24 protein-coding genes are annotated in these 23,196 nt (G+C 71.5%); 11 read left to right on the top strand and 13 right to left on the bottom strand.

Translation table 11 applies throughout. The features are described from left to right. The first annotated feature begins 2 nt into the window (after window positions 1-2). Window positions 3-1,166 (top strand): hypothetical protein, encoded by a 1,164-nt coding sequence (locus OTB20_RS07400; RefSeq protein WP_267815778.1) that lies wholly within the window; start codon window positions 3-5, stop codon window positions 1,164-1,166. Window positions 1,167-1,185: 19 nt separating this feature from the next. On the opposite strand, the gene OTB20_RS07395 is transcribed toward OTB20_RS07400, so the two are convergent. Then, window positions 1,186-1,710 carry a carboxymuconolactone decarboxylase family protein gene (locus OTB20_RS07395; protein ID WP_267815777.1) on the bottom strand — a complete coding sequence of 175 codons (525 nt, stop codon included), beginning with the start codon at window positions 1,708-1,710 and terminating at the stop codon, window positions 1,186-1,188. 46 nt (window positions 1,711-1,756) lie between these two features. Here OTB20_RS07395 and OTB20_RS07390 point away from each other — a divergent pair, with 46 nt between their 5' ends. After that, complete coding sequence (locus OTB20_RS07390) at window positions 1,757-3,151, top strand: PLP-dependent aminotransferase family protein (protein ID WP_267815776.1); 1,395 nt, start codon at window positions 1,757-1,759, stop codon at window positions 3,149-3,151. A gap of 106 nt (window positions 3,152-3,257) precedes the next feature. Here OTB20_RS07390 and OTB20_RS07385 read toward each other — a convergent pair whose 3' ends face one another. Further along, window positions 3,258-4,121: a hypothetical protein gene (locus OTB20_RS07385; protein ID WP_267815862.1), complete on the bottom strand. Its 864-nt coding sequence runs from the start codon at window positions 4,119-4,121 to the stop codon at window positions 3,258-3,260. Window positions 4,122-4,236: 115 nt separating this feature from the next. Between OTB20_RS07385 and OTB20_RS07380 the strand changes: the two genes are divergently transcribed. Then, window positions 4,237-4,548, top strand: a complete 312-nt coding sequence (locus tag OTB20_RS07380; protein WP_267751458.1) for a hypothetical protein — start codon at window positions 4,237-4,239, stop codon at window positions 4,546-4,548. Window positions 4,549-4,554: 6 nt separating this feature from the next. Then, window positions 4,555-5,745 carry a glutathionylspermidine synthase family protein gene (locus OTB20_RS07375; protein WP_267815775.1) on the top strand — a complete coding sequence of 397 codons (1,191 nt, stop codon included), beginning with the start codon at window positions 4,555-4,557 and terminating at the stop codon, window positions 5,743-5,745. A gap of 54 nt (window positions 5,746-5,799) precedes the next feature. On the opposite strand, the gene rocD is transcribed toward OTB20_RS07375, so the two are convergent. Next, entirely contained in the window at window positions 5,800-7,005 is a 1,206-nt protein-coding gene (rocD, locus tag OTB20_RS07370) for an ornithine--oxo-acid transaminase (RefSeq protein WP_267815774.1), read from the bottom strand. A 235-nt stretch (window positions 7,006-7,240) separates the two neighbouring features. Here rocD and glyA point away from each other — a divergent pair, with 235 nt between their 5' ends. The 4 genes from glyA (at window position 7,241) to OTB20_RS07350 (ending at window position 11,635) form a co-directional block, all read left to right on the top strand. Beyond that, window positions 7,241-8,512: a serine hydroxymethyltransferase gene (glyA, locus tag OTB20_RS07365; protein WP_267815773.1), complete on the top strand. Its 1,272-nt coding sequence runs from the start codon at window positions 7,241-7,243 to the stop codon at window positions 8,510-8,512. A 213-nt stretch (window positions 8,513-8,725) separates the two neighbouring features. Further along, window positions 8,726-9,739 (top strand): tryptophan--tRNA ligase, encoded by a 1,014-nt coding sequence (trpS, locus tag OTB20_RS07360; protein ID WP_267815772.1) that lies wholly within the window; start codon window positions 8,726-8,728, stop codon window positions 9,737-9,739. A 128-nt stretch (window positions 9,740-9,867) separates the two neighbouring features. Beyond that, the gene (locus OTB20_RS07355) at window positions 9,868-10,479 is read left to right on the top strand and encodes a 2'-5' RNA ligase family protein (protein WP_267815771.1); all 612 of its coding nucleotides are present in this window, start codon (window positions 9,868-9,870) and stop codon (window positions 10,477-10,479) included. A gap of 145 nt (window positions 10,480-10,624) precedes the next feature. Beyond that, a complete protein-coding gene (locus OTB20_RS07350; protein ID WP_267815770.1) occupies window positions 10,625-11,635 on the top strand; it encodes a YihY/virulence factor BrkB family protein in 1,011 nt (336 codons plus the stop codon). On the opposite strand, the gene OTB20_RS07345 is transcribed toward OTB20_RS07350, so the two are convergent. Next, the gene (locus OTB20_RS07345) at window positions 11,583-12,842 is read right to left on the bottom strand and encodes a D-alanyl-D-alanine carboxypeptidase family protein (protein ID WP_267815769.1); all 1,260 of its coding nucleotides are present in this window, start codon (window positions 12,840-12,842) and stop codon (window positions 11,583-11,585) included. The genes OTB20_RS07350 and OTB20_RS07345 overlap by 53 nt on opposite strands. 121 nt (window positions 12,843-12,963) lie before the next feature. Between OTB20_RS07345 and OTB20_RS07340 the strand changes: the two genes are divergently transcribed. The 3 genes from OTB20_RS07340 (at window position 12,964) to OTB20_RS07330 (ending at window position 16,333) form a co-directional block, all read left to right on the top strand. Beyond that, window positions 12,964-13,224 (top strand): SCO4848 family membrane protein, encoded by a 261-nt coding sequence (locus OTB20_RS07340; RefSeq protein WP_267815768.1) that lies wholly within the window; start codon window positions 12,964-12,966, stop codon window positions 13,222-13,224. After that, complete coding sequence (locus OTB20_RS07335; RefSeq protein ID WP_420716345.1) at window positions 13,221-14,645, top strand: metallophosphoesterase; 1,425 nt, start codon at window positions 13,221-13,223, stop codon at window positions 14,643-14,645. Before OTB20_RS07340 ends, OTB20_RS07335 begins: the two co-directional genes overlap by 4 nt. Before the next feature lie 131 nt (window positions 14,646-14,776). After that, a complete protein-coding gene (locus OTB20_RS07330; protein ID WP_267815860.1) occupies window positions 14,777-16,333 on the top strand; it encodes an ABC transporter substrate-binding protein in 1,557 nt (518 codons plus the stop codon). Here the strand turns inward: OTB20_RS07330 and OTB20_RS07325 are convergent. The 9 genes from OTB20_RS07325 to sdhC form a co-directional block, all read right to left on the bottom strand. Next, complete coding sequence (locus OTB20_RS07325) at window positions 16,320-17,075, bottom strand: TetR family transcriptional regulator (protein ID WP_267815767.1); 756 nt, start codon at window positions 17,073-17,075, stop codon at window positions 16,320-16,322. The genes OTB20_RS07330 and OTB20_RS07325 overlap by 14 nt on opposite strands. An 11-nt stretch (window positions 17,076-17,086) precedes the next feature. Further along, window positions 17,087-17,503 (bottom strand): thiol-disulfide oxidoreductase DCC family protein, encoded by a 417-nt coding sequence (locus tag OTB20_RS07320; protein WP_267815766.1) that lies wholly within the window; start codon window positions 17,501-17,503, stop codon window positions 17,087-17,089. A 6-nt stretch (window positions 17,504-17,509) separates the two neighbouring features. After that, entirely contained in the window at window positions 17,510-17,914 is a 405-nt protein-coding gene (locus tag OTB20_RS07315) for a hypothetical protein (protein WP_267815765.1), read from the bottom strand. A gap of 151 nt (window positions 17,915-18,065) precedes the next feature. Then, window positions 18,066-18,824, bottom strand: coding sequence for an alpha/beta fold hydrolase (locus OTB20_RS07310; RefSeq protein WP_267815764.1), 759 nt, complete (start codon window positions 18,822-18,824; stop codon window positions 18,066-18,068). Between the two features lie 58 nt (window positions 18,825-18,882). Continuing rightward, window positions 18,883-19,494 (bottom strand): hypothetical protein, encoded by a 612-nt coding sequence (locus tag OTB20_RS07305; RefSeq protein WP_267815763.1) that lies wholly within the window; start codon window positions 19,492-19,494, stop codon window positions 18,883-18,885. A 248-nt stretch (window positions 19,495-19,742) separates the two neighbouring features. Next, window positions 19,743-20,510, bottom strand: coding sequence for a succinate dehydrogenase iron-sulfur subunit (locus OTB20_RS07300; protein ID WP_267815762.1), 768 nt, complete (start codon window positions 20,508-20,510; stop codon window positions 19,743-19,745). Beyond that, window positions 20,510-22,264, bottom strand: coding sequence for a succinate dehydrogenase flavoprotein subunit (gene sdhA / locus OTB20_RS07295; RefSeq protein ID WP_267815761.1), 1,755 nt, complete (start codon window positions 22,262-22,264; stop codon window positions 20,510-20,512). Before sdhA ends, OTB20_RS07300 begins: the two co-directional genes overlap by 1 nt. A 23-nt stretch (window positions 22,265-22,287) precedes the next feature. Next, window positions 22,288-22,779, bottom strand: a complete 492-nt coding sequence (locus OTB20_RS07290) for a succinate dehydrogenase hydrophobic membrane anchor subunit (protein ID WP_267815760.1) — start codon at window positions 22,777-22,779, stop codon at window positions 22,288-22,290. A gap of 5 nt (window positions 22,780-22,784) precedes the next feature. Beyond that, window positions 22,785-23,165: a succinate dehydrogenase, cytochrome b556 subunit gene (gene sdhC, locus OTB20_RS07285; RefSeq protein WP_266880720.1), complete on the bottom strand. Its 381-nt coding sequence runs from the start codon at window positions 23,163-23,165 to the stop codon at window positions 22,785-22,787. Window positions 23,166-23,196: the final 31 nt, after the last annotated feature.

Below are 23,196 nucleotides of genomic sequence, written 5' to 3'. Positions count from 1 at the left end.
CCGTGCCCCCGCACCCCCAGAACACCCCCCGCTGGGACCCCGCCGCCCAACGCTGGGTCACCGAGCCCCCGGCCCCGGGGCACGACCCGGGGGAGGCCCCGGCTCCGGCTCCGGGCCACGATCCGGATCAGGCTCCCGGTCCGGCTCCGGGCCACGACCCGGTGCCCGGCCCGGCTGCGGCACCCGCTCCCGGCCCGGACCCCGCACCCGCCCCGGGCTACGGCCCGGCCCCGGGCTACGACCCGATCCCGGGCCCGGCTCCGGCGTCCGGTCCCCGGCCCGCTCCGGCCTACGACCCGGCTGTCGGCCCCGCTCCGGCCCCCGGTTACGACCCGGGGCCGGCTCCGCAGTCCGGGCCGCAGTCCGGGCCGGGTGGGTACGGCCCTGCGGTGTCGCCGCAGGACCCGTACGCACCGCAGCCCCGTCCGTATCCGCAGCCCGTACTGCCCGCGTACCCCGATCCGCCCCGGCCCGAGCGGCCCCGGGGGCGGTGGCTGACGCCGGCCACGGCGGCCGTAGCGGTGGCCGCGCTCGCGATCGGCGCGGCCGCCGTGTGGTTCGTGCAGCGGGACTCGGGCGAGCCCGCGCACGCGGGGCCGACGGCTTCGAGCGCTCCGCCGAGCGGCGACGGGCCGGGCACACCGGCTCCTTCGGCCACCGGGACCCCCTCCCAGTCGCAGACCGGCGCCGGCACCGCATCCCCCACCCCCAGCCCGAGCGGCAGCGACCCCGCACGCGAGACCGTGCGCGACGCGAAGGGGTTCACCGTCGCCGTTCCCGCCGGGTGGGTCCGGGAGGACGGTCCCGCGGGAGTCTTCTACCGCTCTCCCGACCGCACCGCCCTGATCCAGATCTTCCAGGTGAGCGAGCCCGAACTGACCCCGCTCGCGGCCGTCCAGGGCGCCTCCTCCTACCTCCGCGCCCAGACCACCGGCTACCAGGAGATCGGTGTCGGCCCGGCCCCGGACGCCCCGGAGGGCGGGGAGCTCGTCTACGAGTACGACAGCGCGGAATCACACGGCCGGCGCCGCAGCGTGGAACGGGTCTTCGTCGCGGAGGACGGCAAGAAGTGGGCCGTCCTGACGGCCGGTCCGGCCGCCGGGTGGACGCTCACCCAAGCGCACCACAGGGCCGCGCTGGACGCCTTCCGCCCCACGGGCGGCTGACGCGGGAAAGGACCGGCTGCTACTTGTACATCCCCGCGGTGTAGTGCCCCGGGGACAGGCGCGTGGTGACACCGATGCGGTTCCACACGTTGATCACCGCGATCAGGGCGATCACCTGGGCCAGCTCCTCGTCCTCGAAGTGACGCGAGGCCCGCTCGTAGACCTCGTCGGGAACGAAACCGTCGGTCAGAACGGTCACGGCCTCCGTCAGCTCGATCGCCGCGAGCTCCTTCTCCGTGTAGAAGTGCCGCGACTCGTCCCAGGCGGCCAGGAGCAGCAGCCGCTCCACGTCCTCGCCCGCAGCGAGAGCGTCCTTGGAGTGCATGTCGATGCAGAAGGCGCAGTGGTTGATCTGCGAGGCGCGCAGTTTGACGAGCTCCACCAGGGCCGGGTCCAGCCCCTTGACGGCAGCCGCGTCCAGGGCCACGGCGGCCTTGTAGAACTCCGGGGCGAGCTTCGCCAGCTGCATGCGGGGGGTGCGCTCGGCCGCCTTCTTCGAGGCGTCCGTGTTGTCGGTGTTGTCCATGCCGTTCGTGTGGGTCATGGAACCAGCCTATGAGGCAGGCGGCCCGCCTATATGGTCCATATCCATGACGGAATCAAGGGCCACTTTCAGCGCTGACCTGCATCTGGAACCCGCTCCCGGGCGCGGTGTCCGGGCCGGGCTCAGCGAGGCGCTGCGCGAGGCCGCGCGCAGCGGCCGACTCGCCCCGGGGGCCCGGCTGCCCTCCTCGCGGTCGCTCGCCGTGGACCTCGGGATCGCCCGCAACACCGTCGCCGAGGCCTATGCCGAACTCGTCGCCGAGGGCTGGCTGACGGCCCGCCGGGGCTCCGGGACCCGGGTCGCGGAGCGGGCCCGGGTACGGCATCCCGCGGTGGCCGTTCCCGTACGGCGCCCCGTGCGCGCGCAGACCTCGTACAGCCTGAAGCCCGGTTCCCCGGACCTGGGCGGCTTCCCGCGCGCCGCCTGGCTGGCGGCGGCCCGGCGGGCGCTGACCGAGGCCCCGAACGAGGCCTTCGGGTACGCGGACCCGCGCGGCCGGGTGGAGCTGCGGGAGGCCCTCGCCGGGTACCTGGCGCGGGCCCGCGGGGTGTACGCGGACCCGGCGCACATCGTGCTGTGCGCCGGGTTCGGCCAGGCCCTGCTGCTGCTGGCGAGGATGCTGCGGGCGCGGCGGGTCCGGGAGGTGGCCGTGGAGGGGTACGGGCTGGACTTCCACCGGGACCTGCTGACCGGCGCCGGCCTGCGGACGCGGCCGCTGGCGGTGGACGCGGAGGGGGCCCGCACCACCGAGCTGGCCGGTTCGGGAGCGGGGGCCGTCCTGCTGACGCCGGCGCACCAGTTCCCGACGGGGGCCGCGCTGACGCCCCGTCGGCGGGCGGCGGCGGTGGACTGGGCCCGGTCCACGGGCGGGCTGATCCTGGAGGACGACTACGACGGGGAGTTCCGCTACGACCGCCAGCCGGTCGGCGCGCTCCAGGGGCTGGACCCGGACCGGGTGGTGTACCTGGGCACCGCGAGCAAGTCCCTGGCGCCGGGGCTGCGCATGGGCTGGATGGCGCTGCCCCGGCCGTTGATGGACGAGGTGCTCGCCGCGAAGGGCCGGACCGACTGGAGCTCCAGTGCGCTGGACCAGCTGACGCTCGCGGAGTTCATCCGGTCGGGGGCGTACGACCGGCACGTGCGGGAGATGCGGCTGCGCTACCGGCGGCGGCGCGACGAGCTGGTGGCGGCCGTCGGGGACCGTGCGGTGGTCTCCGGCATCGCCGCGGGCCTGCACGCGGTACTGGACCTCCCGCCGGGCGGCGAACGGGCGGCCCTGCGGTCGGCCGCCTGGCAGGACCTGGGCCTGCCACCGCTCTCGTTCTTCCGCCACCCGCAAGCGGCCATGCCCCCGCGCGAGGCCCTGGTCGTCGGTTTCGGCACCCCGTCGCAGAGCGCCTGGACCCCCACCTTGGCGGCCCTGGTGGCGTCCCTCCCGTAGCGACCGGACCGCCCGGGGCCGCAGGACCGGGCCAGGCTCGGCCGGGCTCCGGCCAGGGCCGGTCAGGGACAGCCTGGACCCCGGTCAGGGGCAGGCCGGACCCCGGTCAGGGCCCGGTCAGGGACCCGGGCGACGGCCCGGTCGGGGCCCCGGCGTCCGCAGGGGGCTCGCCGAAGCGGGCCAGGGCCAGGGCTCCGGCCACGGCCACCGCGAAGCCCGCGACCGCCAGCCAGGTCAGGCCGTCGCGGGTGCGGTCGCCCAGCCAGGCCACGCCCGCCACCGCAGGCCCGATCGTCTCGCCCAGCACCATCCCGGCGGTCGCCGCCGTCACCGAGCCCCGCTGGAGCGCCGAGGTGAGGAGCAGGAACGCGGAGCCGCCGCCGAGCAGCAGCGCGTACAGCGCCGGGTTCGCCAGTGTGGAGAGCGAGATGTCGTCGATGAGCCGGACCGCGACCTCCACCACCCCGAAGCCCGTCCCGGCGGCCAGGCCCAGGGTCAGTGCCCGGCTGCGGTCCGGCAGCCCGCCCGCCACGGCCCCGACGACCAGCACCAGCCCCGCCACCGCCAGCAGTCCCAGTTTCAGCGCGAGCGTGCCCTCCAGGGTGCCCTCCTCCCCGGAGGCCAGCCCCAGCATCACCAGCCCCACGCACACCACCGCGACCGCGCCCCACTCCGTCCGGCTCAGCCGCACCCGCAGCAGCCGCGCCGCGACCACGGCGGTCACCGCGAGGCTGGCCGCGAGCGCCGCGCCCACCGCGTAGATCGGGATGTGCCGCAGGGCGATGATCTGGAGGACGAAGCCGACCCCGTCCAGCCCGAGGCCGGCGAGATAGCGCCACTGGCGCAGTGCCCGCAGGAGGAGGGCGGTGTCGACCCCGGAGCCCGTTCCCGGCTCCGCCGCCCGCGCCGCCACCGCTTGCAGGACCGACGCCGTGCCGAAGCAGACCGCCGCACCGAGCGCGCAAATCATCCCAATGAGCACGAACCGACTCTAGGTCACGGATCCCGCGTCGGCCGGATTCCGTCGGCCCGGGCGGCCGTTCTAGTCTGTCCGGAGCCGGCCACCCAGGGGGAGCGAACAGTCCATGGACAGCAGCAGCACCGACACCACGCGCACCAAGCGCCGCATGCGCTCCGGCACCGTCGCGCTCGGCGGTATGGGCCTGCTCGCCGCGGCCCTGGTCGCCTGCGGCAGCAGCAACGAGCCCGACAAGCGCTGCGCGGACCGCGCCACCTTGGAGAAGCTGAACACCAAGGAGTGCAAGAGCGGCGGCCGCGGGGCCTACTACTACGGCGGCTCCGTCGCGCGGAACAAGGTCAGCGGCGGCAGCTTCGAGAAGTCGGCCGTCACCCGCGGCGGCATCGGCGGCAGCCACAAAAGCTCCTCGGGCGGCTGATCCCGCGTGCGACGCCACACCATCGAGCCCCGCCCCGACTGGCAGAAGACCGTCGAGGAGCAGGGGCTGATCTACCCCCTGACCCGCTACCCCGACGACTCCCTGCGCCCCTACTGGGACGAGAGCGCGTACTACTCCTTCACCCTCCCCGAGGTCGAGGCGCTGGAGAACGTCGTCGAGGAACTGCACGCCATGTGCCTGGCCGCGGCCGCGCACATCGTCGAGCACGACCGCTTCGCCGACCTCGGCATCACCGATCCGAAGCTCGCCGCGCTCATCGCCGAGTCCTGGCGGCGCCGCGCCGAACAGCCCTCGCTCTACGGGCGCTTCGACCTGCGCTACGAAGGCACCGGCAGCCCCGCCAAGATGCTGGAGTACAACGCCGACACCCCCACCTCCCTCGTGGAGGCGGCCAGTCCGCAGTGGTTCTGGATGGAGGAGCGCTTCCCCGGCGCCGACCAGTGGAACTCCCTCCACGAGCGGCTCGTCGAGGCCTGGCGCCGCCAGGCGGAGCTGCTGCCGCCCGGACCGGTGCACTTCGCGCACTCCGAGACCGACGAGCTCGGCGAGGACCTGATGACGGTCGCCTACCTCCAGGAGACCGCGGAGCAGGCCGGCATCGAGACGCGGGAGCTGTCGGTGGAGCGGATCGGCTGGGACGGCCTGTCCGGCCGGTTCGTCGACGAGAAGCTCGGCTTCATCCGCGCGATCTTCAAGCTCTACCCGTGGGAATGGCTGGCCACGGACGAGTTCGCCCCGCAGGTCCTCGGCACGTACGACCACGGCGGCGGCTCCGGCACCACCGCCTGGATCGAGCCGCTGTGGAAGATGCTGCTCTCCAACAAGGCGCTGCTGGCGGTCCTGTGGGAGCTCTTCCCGGAGCACCCGAACCTGCTGCCCGCCTACCTGGACGGCCCGCGCGAGCTCGCCGGAACGACCGGCTACGCCGCGAAGCCGCTGCTGGGGCGCGAGGGCGCGGGCGTCACCCTGCACCCGGTCGGCGGCGAGCCGTTCGTACCGGAGGAGGACGAGACCTACGTCTTCCAGGGCCTCGCCCCGCTGCCCGACTTCGACGGCAACCGGGTGGTGCTCGGCGCGTGGGTCGTCGAGGACGAGGCGGCGGGACTCGGCATCCGCGAATCGGCGGGGCCGGTCACGGACGAGTACGCCCGCTTTCTGCCCCACGTGATCCTCTAGTCCCGGCGGCCTTCCCGGCCGCCTGGTGCCGCGGCCGGGAGACCCGTCGGCGGGTCAGGCGCCGAGGACCGACCTGAGCTGGTCCAGCCCCCAGTCCAGGTCCTCCTTGGAGATCACCAGCGGCGGAGCGATCCGGATCGTCGACCCGTGGGTGTCCTTCACCAGCACCCCGAGCCCCATCAGCTTCTCGGAGATCTCCCGGCCGGTGCCGCGCGACGGGTCGATGTCGACGCCCGCCCACAGCCCGCGGCCCCGTACGGCCTTCACCGCGCCGCCGCCCACCAGCAGGTTCAGCTCCCGGTGCAGGTGGTCGCCGAGCTCGGTGGCGCGCTGCTGGTGCTCGCCGGTGCGGAGCATCGCGATGACCTCCAGGGCGACCGCGCAGGCCAGCGGATTGCCGCCGAAGGTGGAGCCGTGCTCGCCCGGCTTGAACACGCCGAGCACGTCCATGTCGGCCACCACCGCCGACACGGGCACGACCCCGCCGCCCAGCGCCTTGCCGAGGATGTACACGTCGGGGACGACGTCCTCGTGCTCGCACGCGAAGGTCTTGCCGGTGCGGCCCAGGCCCGACTGGATCTCGTCCGCCATGAACAGGACGTTCCGCTCGCGCGTCAGTTCCCGTACGCCCCGCAGGTATCCGGCGGGCGGTACGAGCACGCCCGCCTCGCCCTGGATGGGCTCCAGGAGCACGGCGACGGTGTTGGAGGTGACGGCGGCGGCGAGCGCGGTGAGGTCCCCGTACGGGACGATCTCGAACCCGGGGGTGTACGGGCCGAAGTGGTCGCGGGCCTCGTGGTCGGTGGAGAAGGACACGATGGTCGTCGTCCGGCCGTGGAAGTTGTCGGCCGCCACCACGATCTTGGCGTGGCCGTCCGGTACGCCCTTGACCTCGTAACCCCACTTGCGCGCGGTCTTCACCGCCGTCTCCACGGCCTCCGCGCCGGTGTTCATGGGAAGCACCGCCTCCTTGCCGCACAGCGCCGCGAGCTCGGTACAGAAGTCGGCGAAACGGTCGTGGTGGAAGGCGCGGGAGGTCAGGGTGACCCGCTCCAACTGGGCGCGGGCGGCGTCGAGGAGACGTCGGTTGCCGTGGCCGAAGTTCAGGGCGGAGTAGCCCGCGAGCATGTCGAGGTAGCGGCGGCCCTCCACGTCGGTCATCCACGCGCCTTCTGCCGTGGCCACGACGATGGGCAGGGGGTGGTAGTTGTGCGCGCTGTGCGCGTCGGCGGAGCGGATGGCATCTGCAGTTGTCGACACGGGGTCTCCGATCGTCCGTCAGGCCGGTGACGAGGGTGGCGTCACCCTCCATCCTCGCTCGTAGCGCGGACGGAGAAACCTTTCTCGCGGCGTGCCCGCTAAGGTGTCGGGTACGCACGGCGACTGGCGCACGGAGAACGGACTCCGGGGGAGTCGTGCGCGCACGACCGCATACAGGGCCGCTCGCCTGGGCCTCGCGGGGACGAGATCTGACATCGACCCCGGAGGAGCCGCCATGAGCGCGAACCACCACCACCCCGCCCTGCTTGCCACCGACCCCGAGCTGGCGTCCTTCATCGCCGCCGAGGAAACCCTCCAAGCGGAGACCCTGCGCCTCATCCCCAGCGAGAACTACGTGTCCGCGGCCGTGCTGGAGGCCTCCGGCACGGTGCTGCAGAACAAGTACAGCGAGGGCTACCCGGGCCGCCGCTACTACGAGGGCCAGCAGAACATCGACCGCATCGAGGCGCTGGCCGTCGAGCGGGCGAAGGGCCTCTTCGGAGTCGACCACGCCAACGTGCAGCCGTACTCCGGCTCGCCCGCCAACCTCGCCGTCTACCTGGCCTTCGCCAAGCCCGGCGACACGGTGATGGGCATGGCGCTGCCCATGGGCGGTCACCTGACGCACGGCTGGGGGGTCTCGGCGACGGGCTCCTGGTTCCGGGGCGTGCAGTACGGGGTCCGCGCCGACACCGGCCTCATCGACTACGACGCCGTACGCGACCTCGCGCTGGCCGAGCGCCCCAGGCTGATCTTCTGCGGCGGTACGGCGCTCCCGCGCACGATCGACTTCGAGGCGTTCGCGTCGATCGCGAAGGAGGCGGGCTCGGTCCTCGTCGCCGACGTGGCGCACATCGCCGGCCTGATCGCGGGCGGGGCCCACCCCTCGCCGGCCGGTCACGTGGACGTGATCTCGACGACCACGCACAAGACCCTGCGCGGGCCGCGCGGCGCGATGCTGATGTGCCGCGAGGAGCACGCGAAGGCCATCGACAAGGCGGTCTTCCCCGGCCTCCAGGGCGGGCCGCACAACCAGACGACGGCCGGTATCGCGGTGGCGCTCCACGAGGCGGCGCAGCCCTCGTTCGTGTCGTACGCGCACGCGGTCGTGGCCAACGCGAAGGCGCTGGCCGCGGAGCTCGTCGGGCGGGGCTTCGACCTGGTCTCCGGCGGTACCGACAACCACCTGATCCTGATCGACCTCACCGGCAAGGAGGTCTCGGGCAAGATCGCGGCGAAGGCGCTGGACCGGGCGGGGATCGTCGTGAACTACAACACGGTGCCGTTCGACCCGCGGAAGCCCTTCGACCCCTCGGGGATCCGGATCGGCACGCCGTCGCTGACCTCGCGGGGGCTGGCGCCGGAGCACATGCCGGTGGTCGCCGACTGGATGGCCCGGGCGGTCTCCGCCGCCGCGAAGGGTGACGAGCCGGCCCTGGCCGCCATCCGCGCGGAGGTCGCAGACCTCATGGCCGCCTTCCCGGCCCCGGGCCTCCCCCTCTCGTAACCCGCGGCCCGCCGCCCTGGGGCTCCGCCCACGGAGCCCCAGGGCGGCGGGCTCCGGCGGGAGCGGGGGAAAGCGGTCGCTCGGCCGAGGCAGGATCCGGACGGGTCGCTACCGTCCGGTACCCGTACGGGCGGCGGCAACCCGCGGAGCGACCCGTCCGGTTCAGGCCAGCGGCGGGCCCGAGCCCGCCACCGCACCTGAGAGAATGGAGCCATGGCTTTCGATCGTCCTCGCGCGCTCTCCGGCATCCAGCCCACCTCCGGTTCGTTCCACCTCGGGAACTACCTCGGAGCCATCCGCCAGTACGTCGCCCTGCAGGAGACGCACGACGCCTTCTACATGGTCGTCGACCTGCACGCGATCACCATGCCGCAGGATCCGAAGGATCTCCGCGCGAACACCCGGCTCTCCGCCGCACAGCTTCTCGCCGCCGGTCTCGACCCCGAGCGCTGCACCCTCTTCATCCAGAGCCACGTGCCCGAGCACGCGCAGCTCGGCTGGGTCATGAACTGCATCACCGGTTTCGGCGAGGCCAGCCGGATGACCCAGTTCAAGGACAAGTCCGCCAAGTCCGGCGCCAACAACGCCACCGTCGGCCTGTTCACGTACCCGATCCTCCAGGTCGCCGACATCCTGCTCTACCAGGCGAACGCCGTCCCCGTCGGCGAGGACCAGCGTCAGCACATCGAGCTGACCCGCGACCTGGCCGAGCGCTTCAACCAGCGCTTCGGCCAGACCTTCACCCTCCCCGCGGCGCACATCGTCAAGGAGGTCGCGAAGATCTACGACCTCCAGGACCCGGCGATCAAGATGTCGAAGTCGGCGTCTTCCCCCAAGGGCCTGATCAACCTCCTCGACGAGCCCAAGGCCACCGAGAAGAAGATCAAGAGCGCGGTCACCGACACCGAGGCCGTGGTCCGTTTCGACGCCAAGGAAAAGCCCGGCGTCAGCAATCTGCTCACGATCTACTCCACTCTTACGGGCGAGTCCATCCCCGCGCTGGAGGCCGCGTACGAGGGCAAGGGCTACGGCGCGCTCAAGACCGATCTGGCCGGCGTGATGGTCGATTTCGTCACACCCTTCAAGCAGCGCACCCAGGAGTACCTGGACGACCCGGAGACCCTGGATTCCTTGCTGGCCAAGGGCGCGGAGAAGGCCAGGGCGGTCGCCGCCGAGACCCTGGCACAGGCGTACGACCACCTCGGTTTCCTCCCCGCGAAGCACTGACGGGCACCGAAGAGAAAGTGGGCCCTGGCGATCTGGGGGGTGCTGCCGCCACACTGGGGCGGCAGCACCCGCGCGGCGCACACGCCGCGCACAGACGACGCACAGGACTACAGGCGGAGGAGAGACACGTGGGGACCGTAACGCTCGGCGTTTCGATCGCGGTCCCGGAGCCGTACGGCAGCAGCCTCCAAGAGCTGCGAGCCGGCTTCGGGGACGTCGCCGCGCACGGCATTCCCACGCACGTCACCCTCGTACCGCCGACCGAGGTGGCCGCGGACCGGCTTCCCGCTGTCCGCGCCCACCTGGCCGCGGTCGCGGCCGCCGGCCGCTCCTTCGCGATGCGGCTGACCGGCACGGGCACCTTCCGTCCCCTCTCGCCGGTGGTCTTCGTCCAGGTCGTCGAGGGCGGTCCCGACTGCACCCGGCTCCAGGGCCAGGTCCGCGACCCGAAGGGGCCGCTCGACCGGGAACTCTCGTTCCCGTACCACCCGCACGTCACGGTCGCCCACGGGATCTCCGAGGAGGCGATGGACCGGGCGTACAGCGAGCTCGCGGACTACGCGGCCGAGTGGATCTGCTCCGGCTTCGCCCTCTACGAGCAGGGCTCGGACGGGGTCTGGCGCAAGCTGCGGGAGTATCCGTTCGGCAGCGGCGCGAGCGGTGTGCCGGCGCAGCTCGGCTCGGTCACCGACAGCAGTGCGCCGGCCGGCGCCGGCGAGGCGACCGTACGCCGTTCCTGACGCAGGAACCGGAGCCGGAAGCTGATCCTTCGCAGGACCAGGGCATGGAACGGCCGAGCCGTCGGGCGAAAAGTCACAATCGACGACCGTAGTCCCCGCAAGCGGCAATCCCGGCTATTTACGACAGCTCATTTACGGTGACCGTATGGACTGGCTGACGAAACTCCCGCTGATCGGGTCCCTTGTGTCCGCCCTGATGCGGACGCACCTGTGGCGTTCGTACGAGCGGCTCGACCGCGTGCACTGGAGCCGCCTCGCCGCTGCCATCACCTTCATCAGCTTCCTCGCGCTCTTTCCGCTGATCACCGTGGCCGCCGCGATCGGCGCCGGACTGCTCACCCAGGACCAGCTCGACCGGCTCCAGAAGAACCTCGCCGAGCAGGTCCCCGGCATCTCCGACCAGCTGGACATCAACGCCCTCGTCGCCAACGCCGGCACGGTCGGGCTGGTCGCCGCCGGCCTGCTCCTCTTCACCGGCATCGGCTGGGTCGGCTCGATGCGGGACTGCCTGCGGGCGGTGTGGGACAAGGACGACGACGACCAGGGCAACCCCATCGTCCGCAAGGGCAAGGACGCGCTGGTCCTCATCGGCCTCGGCGGCGTCGGCGTGTGCTCGGCCGCCGCCTCGGTCTTCGGCTCCAGCGCCGTCGGCAAGGCCGGGGACTGGCTGGGCGTACCGCGCGAGGGCGCGGGCGGCGGCCTGCTGCGGGGTGGGGCCTTCCTCGTCGGAGTGCTGGCCGCCTTCCTCCTCCTGCTCTACGTACTGACCCTGCTCCCGGGCGTCGAGCCGCCCCGCCGCCGCCTGATCGAGGCGGCCCTCCTCGGCGCGGCCGGCTTCGAGCTGCTGAAGCTGCTGCTCAGCGGCTACATGCGGGAGGTCGCCACGAAGAGCATGTACGGGGCCTTCGGCGTGCCGATCGCGCTGCTGATCTGGATCAACCTGACGGCGAAGCTGCTGCTGTTCTGCGCGGCGTGGACCGCGAGCCGCGACGACGCGGACGGGGACGGCGTGGAGGACCCGGAACCGGACCCGGACGCGGAGCCCGGCTCCGACCCGGAGCCCGCCCCGGACCCGGACCCGACCCCGGACCCCGCAGGCTCCGCTACGCCCGGCCGCGAGCCCGGCGGCCGCGCCCCTGCGGCCAGCGCCGGTTGACCGCGTAGGCCCCGCCGGCCACCACGGCCAGCACCCCGCCCGCCACGCCGAAGGCGGTGCCCACGCCGCCGCCGGAGTCGGCGCCGGACGCCGACGGGTTGTTCTCGTGGGACTGGGCCGGGGAGCCGAGGGATGAGGTGTCCGCGCTCTTGGGCGGCACCAGCTCACCCACCGGCTTGACCTTGCCCACCGCCGCGAAGCCCCAGTCGAGCAGGTCGGCGGTCTCCTCGTACACGGAGTTGACGCCCCCGGTCCCCGGGTTCATCACCGTGACCAGCAGCTTCTTGTTGCCCTGCTGGGCGGCGCCGGTGAAGGTGGAGCCGGCCATCGTGGTGTTGCCGTTCTTCACCCCGGCGATCCCCTTGTAGGGGGGCAGTCCGCCGGCGCCGGTCATCAGCCGGTTGGTGTTCTGGATCTCGAAGGTCTCGCGCGGCTTCCCCGCGTCCTGCCGGCCGGGGAACTTCGCGCTGGCCGTGCCGCAGTACTCCCGGAAGTCCTGCTTCTGCAGTCCGGAGCGGGCGATGAGGGTGAGGTCGTAGGCACTGGAGACCTGGCCCGGAGCGTCGTAGCCGTCCGGGGACACCACGTGCGTGTCGAGGGCCTGGAGCTCCTCGGCGTGCGACTGCATGTCCTTGACGGTCTTCTCGACGCCGCCGTTCATGGCCGAAAGGACATGCACGGCGTCGTTCCCGGAGCGCAGGAACACCCCGAGCCACAGGTCGTGGACGCTGTACTCGGCGTCCTCCTTGATGCCCACCAGGCTGGAGCCGGAGCCGACCCCGGACAGCTCCTGCTCGGTGACCTTGTGGAGCTGCTCCTTGGGCAGGCCCGGCAGCACGGTGTCGGCGAAGAGCATCTTCATGGTCGAGGCCGGGGGGAGCCGCCAGTGCGCGTTGTGCGAGGCGAGGACCTCGCCGGTCTCGGCGTCGGCCACGATCCACGAACGGCCCGTCAGGCTCGTGGGTAGCGCCGGCGCGCCGGGCAGCAGGCTGACCTGCGTACCGGGCTGTCCGAGCGAAGCGCCGCCGACCGTCGACATCGACGCGGGCGGCGCGGGCGCCTTGGGCGCCTTGGGCGGCTGTCCCTTCCCGTCAGCGGGCGGCGTCGGTGACGGCGCGGCGTACGCCGGCGAGGCCAGCAGCGCCGGGACCAGCAGAGCGGGCAGTGCGGCGGAAAGGACCGTCAACGCGGTCTTCTTGGCAGACACGCAGGTGAAAGTACATCCCGATGCTGTGCTTAGCGTCACGGACCGGCCAACCCGCCGCAACCACCGCCGGGACAGCCCACCCCGGCGTGTCCGTCCTGGGGACGAAACCGATACTGAACCCATGAGACTCAGCCGCACCGCTTCCTGGTTCCTGCTCGCCTTCGGGGTGTGGAGCTGGTTCATCTGGGTGTCTTTCGTCCGGAACCTGTTGAAGGACGGCAGCGGTCTGGCCTTCGACGACGCGGGAGACCCGACCGGTTACTTCTGGGTCCACCTTCTCCTGGCGGTGGCTTCCTTTCTCCTGGGGACGGCCGTCGGAGTGATCGGGTTGCGCGGAGTGCGGGCTCTGCGGCGTGAATCACGTACGGAGGCGGGAGCGTGACGATCCTCCTCGTCGTGGCCGGGGTGCTGCTGGTACTGGCCCTCCTGGTCCTGGTGCACCGCTGGCTCTGGATCCGCCTGATCCGCGACACCACCGCCCCGGGCGGCCGGATCCGCCGGGCGGGCACCGCCCTGGCCTTCGCGCTCCCGCTGCTGTCCGTGGCCGCCCTCGTCGCGGGCCGCGCGGGCGCCCCCTTCTGGCTGGAGCGCACGGTCGCCTGGCCGGGCTACCTCTGGCTGGCCGTCCTGCTCTACCTCTCCCTGGCGATGCTGGTGGCGGAGCCCGTGCGGGCGCTGTGGCTCCGCCGGTCGGACGCGGCGGCCCGGCGCACCGGGGCCGACGGCCCCGCCGCGCCCGGAGCGGAGCCCCTGCTCGTGCCCGCCTCCGGCCCGGACCCCACGGAGTTTGCGGCGGAGCCCCACGCTCCGGCGCGGCGCGCGGGAGCGGGCAGGGCGACCGCCCCGCAGGCCACCCTCGCGGCAGTGGCCGGGCTCACGGCCGAACCCGCGGCCTCCGCCGGACCGGGGTCCGACGCGGACGCCCCGCGCGATCCCGAAACCGGGGCACGGACCACGGGGCCCGGCGCCGCCGGGAGCGGCGTCAGCCGCCGGCGCTTCGCACGCGTCGTTGCCGGGACGGCCGCCGCCGCGACGGTCGGCACCGTCGGCTACGGCACGTACGGCGTCCTGCGCGGCCCGCGCGTGAAAAGGGTCCAGGTCCCCCTCGCGAAGCTGCCCCGGGCGGCCCACGGCTTCCGCATCGCCGTGGTCAGCGACATCCACCTCGGCCCCATCCTCGGCCGCGCCCACACCACGCGCATCGTCGACACCATCAACCGCACGCAGCCCGACCTCATCGCCGTCGTGGGCGACCTGGTCGACGGCAGCGTCGAAGACCTCGGCCCCGCCGCCGAGCCGCTCCGCGGCCTGCGCGCCCGCCACGGCTCGTACTTCGTGACGGGCAACCACGAGTACTTCTCCGGCGCCCAGCAGTGGGTCGACCACGTCCGCGAGCTCGGGCTCACCCCGCTGGAGAACGCCCGCCGCCCGCTCCCGTACTTCGACCTCGCCGGGGTCAACGACATCGCGGGCGAGAGCGAGGGCCAGGGCCCCGACTTCCAGGCGGCCCTGGGCGACCGGGACCGCTCCCGCAGCGCCGTACTCCTCGCCCACCAGCCGGTGGTCATCGACGAGGCCGTCCGGCACGGGGTCGACCTCCAGCTGTCAGGCCACACCCACGGGGGCCAGCTCTGGCCCGGCGAGTACGTCGCCGAGCTCGCCAATCCCACCGTCGCCGGACTGGAGCGCTACGGGGACACCCAGCTGTACGTCTCGCGGGGCGCAGGCGCCTGGGGGCCGCCGGTCCGGGTCGGCGCGCCGTCGGACATCACAGTCGTCGAACTCGCCTCATATCAGGCCTGAACCGCCCGAACCGCCAATGACACACCGTTAATCGGCCTTCCCGAGGCCGAAATTCCATGATGGGATGACCGATAATCGGATAACTGGTCTCGCGCAGCGGTGCGCGGCCACATGGGGTGGAGTCAAGGATGTTGCGGTCTGTCCGCTCGAAAGTCATCGCGGCCGGGCTGGTCCTCGGCGTGGTCGGCGTCGGCACCTGGCAGTTGCTGCCGCAGGGTGTCGGCGGCGGGAAGACGGTCCGGGTCGGAACGAGCGACGTGGTCTCCTCCCTCGACCCCGCCGGGGCGTACGACGCCGGTTCCTGGGCCCTGTTCAGCAACGTCTACCAGTCGCTGCTGACCATCAAGCCCGGCTCGGACGCCCCGGTCCCCGACGCGGCCTCCACCTGCAACTTCATCGGGGACAAGCTCACCACCTACCAGTGCGAGCTGCGCCCGGACGTGAAGTTCTCCTCCGGCCGCCAGGTCACCGCCGAGGACGTCAAGTACTCCTTCGACCGGATCAAGGCGATCAACTCCGACCAGGGTCCGGGGCCGCTGTTCAACACCCTGGAGTCGGTCAAGGCCGAGGGCCGCACCGTCACCTTCAACCTCTCCGCCGGGGACGCCACCTTCCCGTTCAAGATCGCGACGGGCGCCGCCTCGATCGTGGACAAGGGCAAGTACCCGGCCAAGGGCCTGCGCGAGGACGAGAAGGTCGACGGCTCCGGCCCCTTCACCCTCGAGGACTACAAGGCCGGTGAGAGCGCCGAGCTCGAGCCCAACTCCTCGTACAAGGGCCAGGGCAAGATCTCCGACAGCGCCGTCACCGTGCGGTACTTCAAGGACTCCGCGCAGCTGGAGCAGGCCTGGGCCGACCACGGGATCGACGTCGCCCACCGCGACATGCCTCCCGCGGTCCTGGCCGGCCTGAACCCCGGCATGGAGGACACCCGGTACCAGGCCTCGGGCGGTACGGAGATCCGCAGCATGGTCTTCAACCTCCGCCCCGGCTCCCCGGTGGCCCAGCCCGCCATCCGGCAGGCCGTGGCCGCCGTCCTGGACCGCGCCAAGCTCGCCGGGGACATCTACAAGGGCACCGTCACCCCGCTCTACTCGCTCGTTCCGGCGGGCATCGCCGCCCACAGCACGCCGTTCTTCGACGCGTGGCCCTCGCCGAACGGCCTCACCGCGAAGAAGCTGCTCAAGGACGCCGGGATCAACACCGCGGTCTCCCTCACCCTCGGGGTCAACGCGCGCGGCGCGACCGTGGCCGAGGCGGAGGAGCTCAAGAGGCAGCTGGAGCTGACCGGGCTGTTCCATGTGACCGTCAAGCCGGTCGAGAAGTGGAGCGACTTCCAGAAGGCCTACGCGGCGGGCGAGTTCGACGCCTACACCATCGGCTGGATCGCCGACTTCCCGGACCCGGACAACTTCCTCGCCCCGCTCGTCGGCGCCGACTCCTCGATGAACAACGGCTACACCGACAAGGCCGTCGACGACCTCATCACCCGCACCCAGTCCTTCTCGGACCGCGGCGCCGCCGCCAACGACTTCCGCGACCTTCAGAAGCTGGTCGCGCAGCAGGTCCCGATGCTCCCGCTCTGGCAGAAGAAGGACTACGTGATGTCGCGCGAGGGCGTCACCGGCGGGCAGCACCTCTCGGACGGCACCGGCGTGTGGCGCCTGTGGGAACTCAACTGGCTGTAGAACCGGGGTCCGCGGCCGGGTCCGGGTCCGAGGCCCGCTTGCGGCCCGGCCGGGACACGGCGCTCTGCGCCATCCCCGGCAGGAAGTCCGCGAACAGCTCGTGCACCTCCCGCACCAGCGGCCGCAGTACGCGGAACCGGGCCAGGACGATGCCCCTGGTCGTCAGCTGCGCGCCGCGGTCGGCGAGCCGCCGGGTCTTCTCGCTGTTCGGAGAACGGTCGAAGACCCAGTAGAGGACCAGGCCCATCTGCGAGAGCCACATCAGCTCCGGCAGTACGTCGGCCAGCTCCTCGGGGACCTTCGTCTTCGCCCCGGCCAGCACCTCGCGGTGCATGTCGATCGCCTGCTTGCGTGCCGACTCCGACTCCGGGGAGAACGGGCTGAGCGGGCTCTCCGGGTCCGCGGCGTTCTTGAAGAACTGCGAGGCGAACTCGTGGTACGGCGCCGCGATGTCCAGCCAGCTGGTCAGTACGCCCGCGAGCCGCTTCTGCAGATCGCCCTCCCGGTCCAGGATCGGCCGGACCGCCGCCAGGTGGGCGGCGCCGATCCGGTCGTAGAAGCCCTGGACCAGGTGTTCCTTCGACTCGAAGTAGTAGTAGGCGTTGCCGACCGACACTCCGGCCTCCTTGGCGATCCCACGCATCGTCGTCTTGTCGAAGCCGCGCTCCTGGAAGAGGCGGAGCGCGGTTTCGAGGATGAGCGTACGGGTCTGTTCGCTCTTGGGAGCCTTCTGATCAGTCACGGTGCACGAGCCTATCGGGGCGTGGAGCAATGGTCGGCACAGGCCGGTTCCGCGAGGTCCGCCGAGCCGTCCCGCACGGCTTCGCGCCAGGTGGAGGCGGTGTACACGGCCGCCCTGGCGAAGGGCCGGCCGGCCGCGGTGGCCAGCCAGTTCGCCTTCGGCCGGTGCTCGGCCAGCGCCCACAGGCAGACGATGAAGGCATCCGTCCCGGTCCACACCTGCCCGGTGTCGGAGATGACGGTGATCTCCTTCAGCGTCGAGGCGTGGTCGAGCTGCGGGAACCGCCGCTGCGCCTCGAAGGAGGCCGCGGGGACGAGCCGTAGCGGCACCAGCCGGCGCTGGCCGAGCAGCCAGTGCCGGATGTGGACGCAGAGCGGGCAGTTCGCGTCGTAGAGCACCGTCAGGTGCCGGGTAGCGGTGGTGGTCACGGGGGATCAGACCCCGGCGGGCGCGGTCCACCCCTGGGGGGCGACCGGCGGGGTCTGCTGGCGCTCCATGATTCCCCGGCGGCGCATCTTGCTCAGCACCCAGACGTTCGCGAGGTGCATGAAGCCGAGGACCAGGAGCACGACGCCGAGCTTGACCGACAGTGCCTCGAAGAGGCCGCGGGCCGCGGTGATCTCCTCGCCCGACCGCAGGTAGAGGGTCACGAAGCCGATGTTGACGAGGTAGAAGCCGACCACCAGGAGCTGGTTGACGGCGTCCGCGAGCTTCTCGTTCCCCTGGAGGACGTCGCCGATGAAGACGCGGCCGTTGTGGCTGAGCGTGCGGGCCACCCAGACGGTGAGTCCGATGCTGATGAACAGGTAGATGACGTACGCGACAACGGTGAGGTCCATGGTCCCCAGCCCCCTTGAACGTGTTCAACTGCTGACAGCGCCGACTCTAGACCCATTTTTGAACAGGTTCAAGCGAATGCGCGGGGCCGCCTTCCCCGACGCCCGCGCGAGGCACCGCGCGGGTCCGGGGCGGCGCGGCCACCCGGCCCGGTCAGGCGCGGGGGAGGAACTCCAGCAGCATCCGGGTGGTCTCCGCGGGGCGTTCCAGGGAGGGGAAATGGCCCGCCCAGGGGAGGTCGACGTGGACCGTGCCGGGGATGAGGGCGGCGAGGTCGGCCGGGATGCGGCGGAACTCGGGGATGTCGTGCGCGCCGCTGACGGCGAGGACGGGCACGGTGAGGGCCGACAGGTCGACCGCGGGCTCGGGGAGCTCGTGGTCACCGGTGGCGGCCGGCTCCGACCGGAAGTTGCCCAGTTGCATGTCCCGTACGAGGCGCCCCGCCTCGGGGGAGGCCTCCGGGCCGAGCCACTGGCGGGCGTTGAGCTCGGCCGCCCCCACCAGGTCCCCCGCATCGAGCAGCGCGTCCTCGGCGGCCCCGAACGCCAACTGCGCCGGTCCCGGCCGGTGACCGGGCCGTACGGGGCACAGCAGGGCCAGCGCGCTCACCCGGTCCGGGTGCAGCGCGGCGAGCGTCAGGGCCACCTTGCCGCCGTAGGAGGAGCCGACGAGGGCGGCCCGCCGGATCCCGAGGTGGTCCAGCAGCTCCCGTACGTCCTCGTGGTCGCTGTACGGGACCTCGGAGGCGGGAGAGTCCCCGCAGGTCCGGAAGTCCGGCCGCACCACCCGCAATCCGGCGGCGGCCAGCGCCTCCCACTGCGGCTCCCACATCCGCCGGTCGCATACGGAGGAATGGAGCAGTACGACGGCCGGCGCGCCCGCGGGGCCGTCCACATCATGAGAAAGGATCATCCGGTGATCTTGCGCGACCGGGCCGCGGTCGCGCCACCGGGTTCCGCCGCGGACCGTGCTACATGCTCAGCGCGCGTGCCTGGTTGATCTGGCCCATGACCCACATGTACGTGCCCGGGTCGACGGCCTGGACCATCGTGGAGTGGTGTCGGCCGCCGCTGTTGACCGTGATCTGGATGTAGCCCGTCGTACGGCGCTCCTTCATCAGGAGGAAGAACAGGCCCAGCAGGCAGAACAGGAAGAAGATGACCGCCAGCACGATCGCGTGCGCCGGGATCTTCTCCTCGGTCCGGGAGAAGTCCGAGGCGTTCCAGATCGCGCCCCTGAGCGGCATGTTGCCCGACGGGGTGATGATCTGGTCCCCGGCGATGGTGATGTCGCCGAGGGAGAGCCCGGCGGCCGGGTACCCCCCGGGCGGCGCCGCGGGCATCGGGGCCGGCATGCCGGGCCCGCCGATGGTCGGCTGGTAGGCCGGCGGCTGCGGGTAGCCGTAGCCGGACTGGTCCGGCGCCGGGTAGCCGTAGCCGGGCTGCGGCGGGCCCGCGGCCGGGTAGCCGTAGCCGGGCTGCGCCGGGTAGCCGTAACTCGGCTGGCCCGGAGTGGCGTTGTGGTCCCCTTGGCCGCCCGGGCCGGAACCGCTCTTGTACGGATTGGGTTGCTGCTCGCTCATGCGCCCGATAATTCCACAGCCGTCGGCGGGCGAGTAGGCCGAACGGGGGTCACCCGCCCGATCCGGGGACACCGGCCCGATCCGCGGAGCCGATGTGCCGAGGGCCCCGCGCCCGGTGCGAACACCGGGCGCGGGGCCCTCGTACGGCAGACGGACTCAGCCGTTACCGCCGGACGGAGTCCGGCGCAGCGCCTCGAAGCGCGGGAGGCCCGCTAGGGCCGAGCGCTGCGAGAGGCGCGTCGAAAAGGTCAGAAGCGGCGGGTGATGAGCGCCCGCTTGACTTCCTGGATCGCCTTGGTGACCTCGATGCCGCGCGGGCACGCGTCGGTGCAGTTGAAGGTCGTGCGGCAACGCCACACGCCGTCCTTGTCGTTCAGGATCTCGAGCCGCTGCTCGCCCGCCTCGTCACGCGAGTCGAAGATGAAGCGGTGCGCGTTGACGATCGCCGCCGGGCCGAAGTACTGGCCGTCGTTCCAGAACACCGGGCACGAGGACGTGCACGCGGCGCACAGGATGCACTTGGTGGTGTCGTCGAAGCGCTCGCGGTCCTCGGCGGACTGCAGGCGCTCGCGCGTCGGCTCGTTGCCCTTGGTGACCAGGAACGGCATGACGTCCCGGTACGCCTGGAAGAAGGGCTCCATGTCGACGATGAGGTCCTTCATCACCGTCAGTCCCTTGATGGCCTCGACCGTGATCGGCTTCTCCGGGTTGATGTCCTTGATCAGCGTCTTGCAGGCGAGCCTGTTCTTGCCGTTGATCCGCATCGCGTCGGAGCCGCAGATGCCGTGCGCGCACGACCGGCGGAAGGTCAGCGTGCCGTCGAGGTCCCACTTGATCTTGTGGAGACCGTCGAGCACGCGCTCCTTCGGGTCGATCTCGATCTGGAAGTCCTGCCACTGCGCCTCGTCCGAGATCTCGGGGTTGAAGCGGCGGATCCGGAACGTGACCGTGATGAAGGGTGAGGCGGCGGCGGCCGCCTCCATCTCGTCCGTCTTGGACAGGGTCGGGGTGGCCATCAGTACTTACGCTCCATCGGCTGGTAGCGGGTGACGACGACGGGCTTGTAGTCCAGCCGGATCGAGTCCTGACCGTTGTCGTCGACCTCGCGGTACGCCATGGTGTGGCGCATGAAGTTGACGTCGTCGCGGTTCGGGTAGTCCTCGCGGTAGTGACCGCCGCGGGATTCCTTGCGCGCGAGCGCGGACACGGCCATGACCTCGGCCAGGTCGAGCAGGTTGCCCAGCTCGATGGCTTCCAGCAGGTCCGTGTTGAAGCGCTTGCCCTTGTCCTGGACGGACACGTTCTTGTACCGCGCGCGCAGCTCCGCGATCTTCTCGACCGCGGTCTTGATCGTCTGCTCGGTGCGGAACACCATCACGCAGGCGTCCATCGTCTCCTGGAGCTCCAGGCGCAGGTCCGCGACCCGCTCGTTGCCCGTGGAGGCGCGCAGGTGCTCGACCTGGTCGACGACCTGCTGCGCCGGGTTCTCCGGCAGCTCGACGTAGTCGTGCGAGTGGGCGTACGCGGCCGCCGCGATGCCCGAGCGCTTGCCGAAGACGTTGATGTCCAGCAGCGAGTTGGTGCCCAGGCGGTTCGCGCCGTGCACCGAGACGCACGCGACCTCGCCGGCCGCGTACAGGCCCGGGACGACGGTGGTGTTGTCGCGCAGGACCTCACCCTCGACGTTGGTCGGGATGCCGCCCATGGCGTAGTGCGCGGTGGGCTGGATCGGGATCGGGTCCGTGTACGGCTCGATGCCCAGGTACGTACGCGCGAACTCGGTGATGTCCGGGAGCTTCGCGTCGAGCTGCTCCGGCGGCAGGTGCGTCAGGTCCAGGTACACGTGGTCACCGGCCGGACCGCAGCCGCGGCCCTCACGGATCTCGGTGTAGATGGAGCGCGAGACGACGTCACGGGACGCGAGGTCCTTCATGACCGGCGCGTACTTCTCCATGAAGCGCTCGCCGTCCTTGTTGCGCAGGATGCCGCCCTCACCGCGGGCGCCCTCCGTCAGCAGGATGCCCATGCGCCAGATGCCCGTCGGGTGGAACTGGAAGAACTCCATGTCCTCGAGCGGCAGGCCGCGGCGGTAGCAGGCCGCCTGGCCGTCACCCGTGAGGGTGTGCGCGTTGGAGGTCACCTTGAAGAACTTGCCGGTGCCGCCGGAGGCGTAGATGACGGACTTCGCCTGGAACACGTGGATCTCGCCGGTGGCGAGCTCGTACGCGACCACGCCGGCCGACTTCTGTACGCCGTCCTCCTCGACCAGGAGCTGGTCCAGGACGTAGAACTCGTTGAAGAACTCCACGCCCTCCTTGACGCAGTTCTGGTACAGCGTCTGGAGGATCATGTGGCCGGTGCGGTCCGCGGCGTAGCAGGACCGGCGGACCGGCGCCTCGCCGTGGTTGCGGGAGTGCCCGCCGAAGCGGCGCTGGTCGATGGTGCCGTCCGGAGTGCGGTTGAACGGCAGGCCCATCTTCTCCAGGTCGAGGACCGCGTCGATGGCCTCCTTCGCCAGGATCTCGGCGGCGTCCTGGTCGACCAGGTAGTCACCGCCCTTGACCGTGTCGAAGGTGTGCCACTCCCAGTTGTCGTCCTCCACGTTGGCGAGCGCGGCGGCCATGCCGCCCTGCGCGGCGCCCGTGTGGGAGCGGGTGGGGTAGAGCTTGGTCAGCACCGCGGTGCGGCTGCGCTTCGTCGATTCGATGGCGGCGCGCATGCCTGCGCCGCCCGCCCCGACGATGACGGTGTCGTACTTGTGGATCTTCATTGGTTTCGCCTCAGCCCCGTTGCCTAGCGGATGTTCGGGTCGAAGGTGAAGATCACCAGCGTGCCCAGAAGAATGGTGAACACGGTGGCGGTGTAGAGCAGGCCCTTGAGCCACAGCCGCGTGTTGGCGCGCTCCGCGTAGTCGTTGATGACGGTACGCAGACCGTTCGCGCCGTGGAGCATCGCGAGCCACAGCATCAGCAGGTCCCAGCCCTGCCAGAACGGGGACGCCCAGCGGCCCGCCACGAAGGCGAAGCCGATCTTGGACACACCGCCGTCCAGGACGAGCTGGATCAGCAGGTGACCGAGGACCAGGACGACCAGCACGATGCCCGAGAGGCGCATGAAGAGCCACGCGACCATCTCGAAGTTGCCGCGCGTCGAGCGCGGGGTCCTGCTGGTGCGCTTGCGCGGGGCCTCGATGTACGGCGCCGGGTTGTCGGCGTCGTAGAGGGAGACTGCCTCCACGTCGCCGATGCCCTTGGTGAGGTTGGCGGGAGAAGTGTCAGAAGACATGCGTGTCACTTCCCGAACAGTTCGAGGTAGGCGTGTCCGAGGACGGGGTAAAGGGCCCCGACCATCAGCACGACCCAGATGCCCACCACGGTCCAGAGCATCTGCTTCTGGTAGCGCGGTCCCTTGGACCAGAAGTCCACGGCGATGACACGGAGACCGTTGAGCGCGTGGAAGAGGATTGCGGCGACGAGGCCGTATTCCAGCAGCGCGACGATCGGGGTCTTGTAGGTAGCCACGACATCGTCGTACGCCTCGGGAGAGACGCGGACGAGAGCGGTGTCGAGGACGTGTACGAACAGGAAGAAGAAGATGAGGACGCCGGTGACTCGATGAGCCACCCAGGACCACATACCTTCCCGGCCGCGGTACAGCGTTCCAGCCGGCACGGAAAACCCTCCGGAAGCGGGGCGGGGGCCA

It is taken from the genome of Streptomyces sp. H27-H1 (assembly GCF_026627445.1).
Classification (GTDB): Bacteria; Actinomycetota; Actinomycetes; order Streptomycetales; family Streptomycetaceae; genus Streptomyces.
Note: the sequence above shows the minus strand (reverse complement) of the source record. Positions and strands in the feature narration are given on the sequence as shown.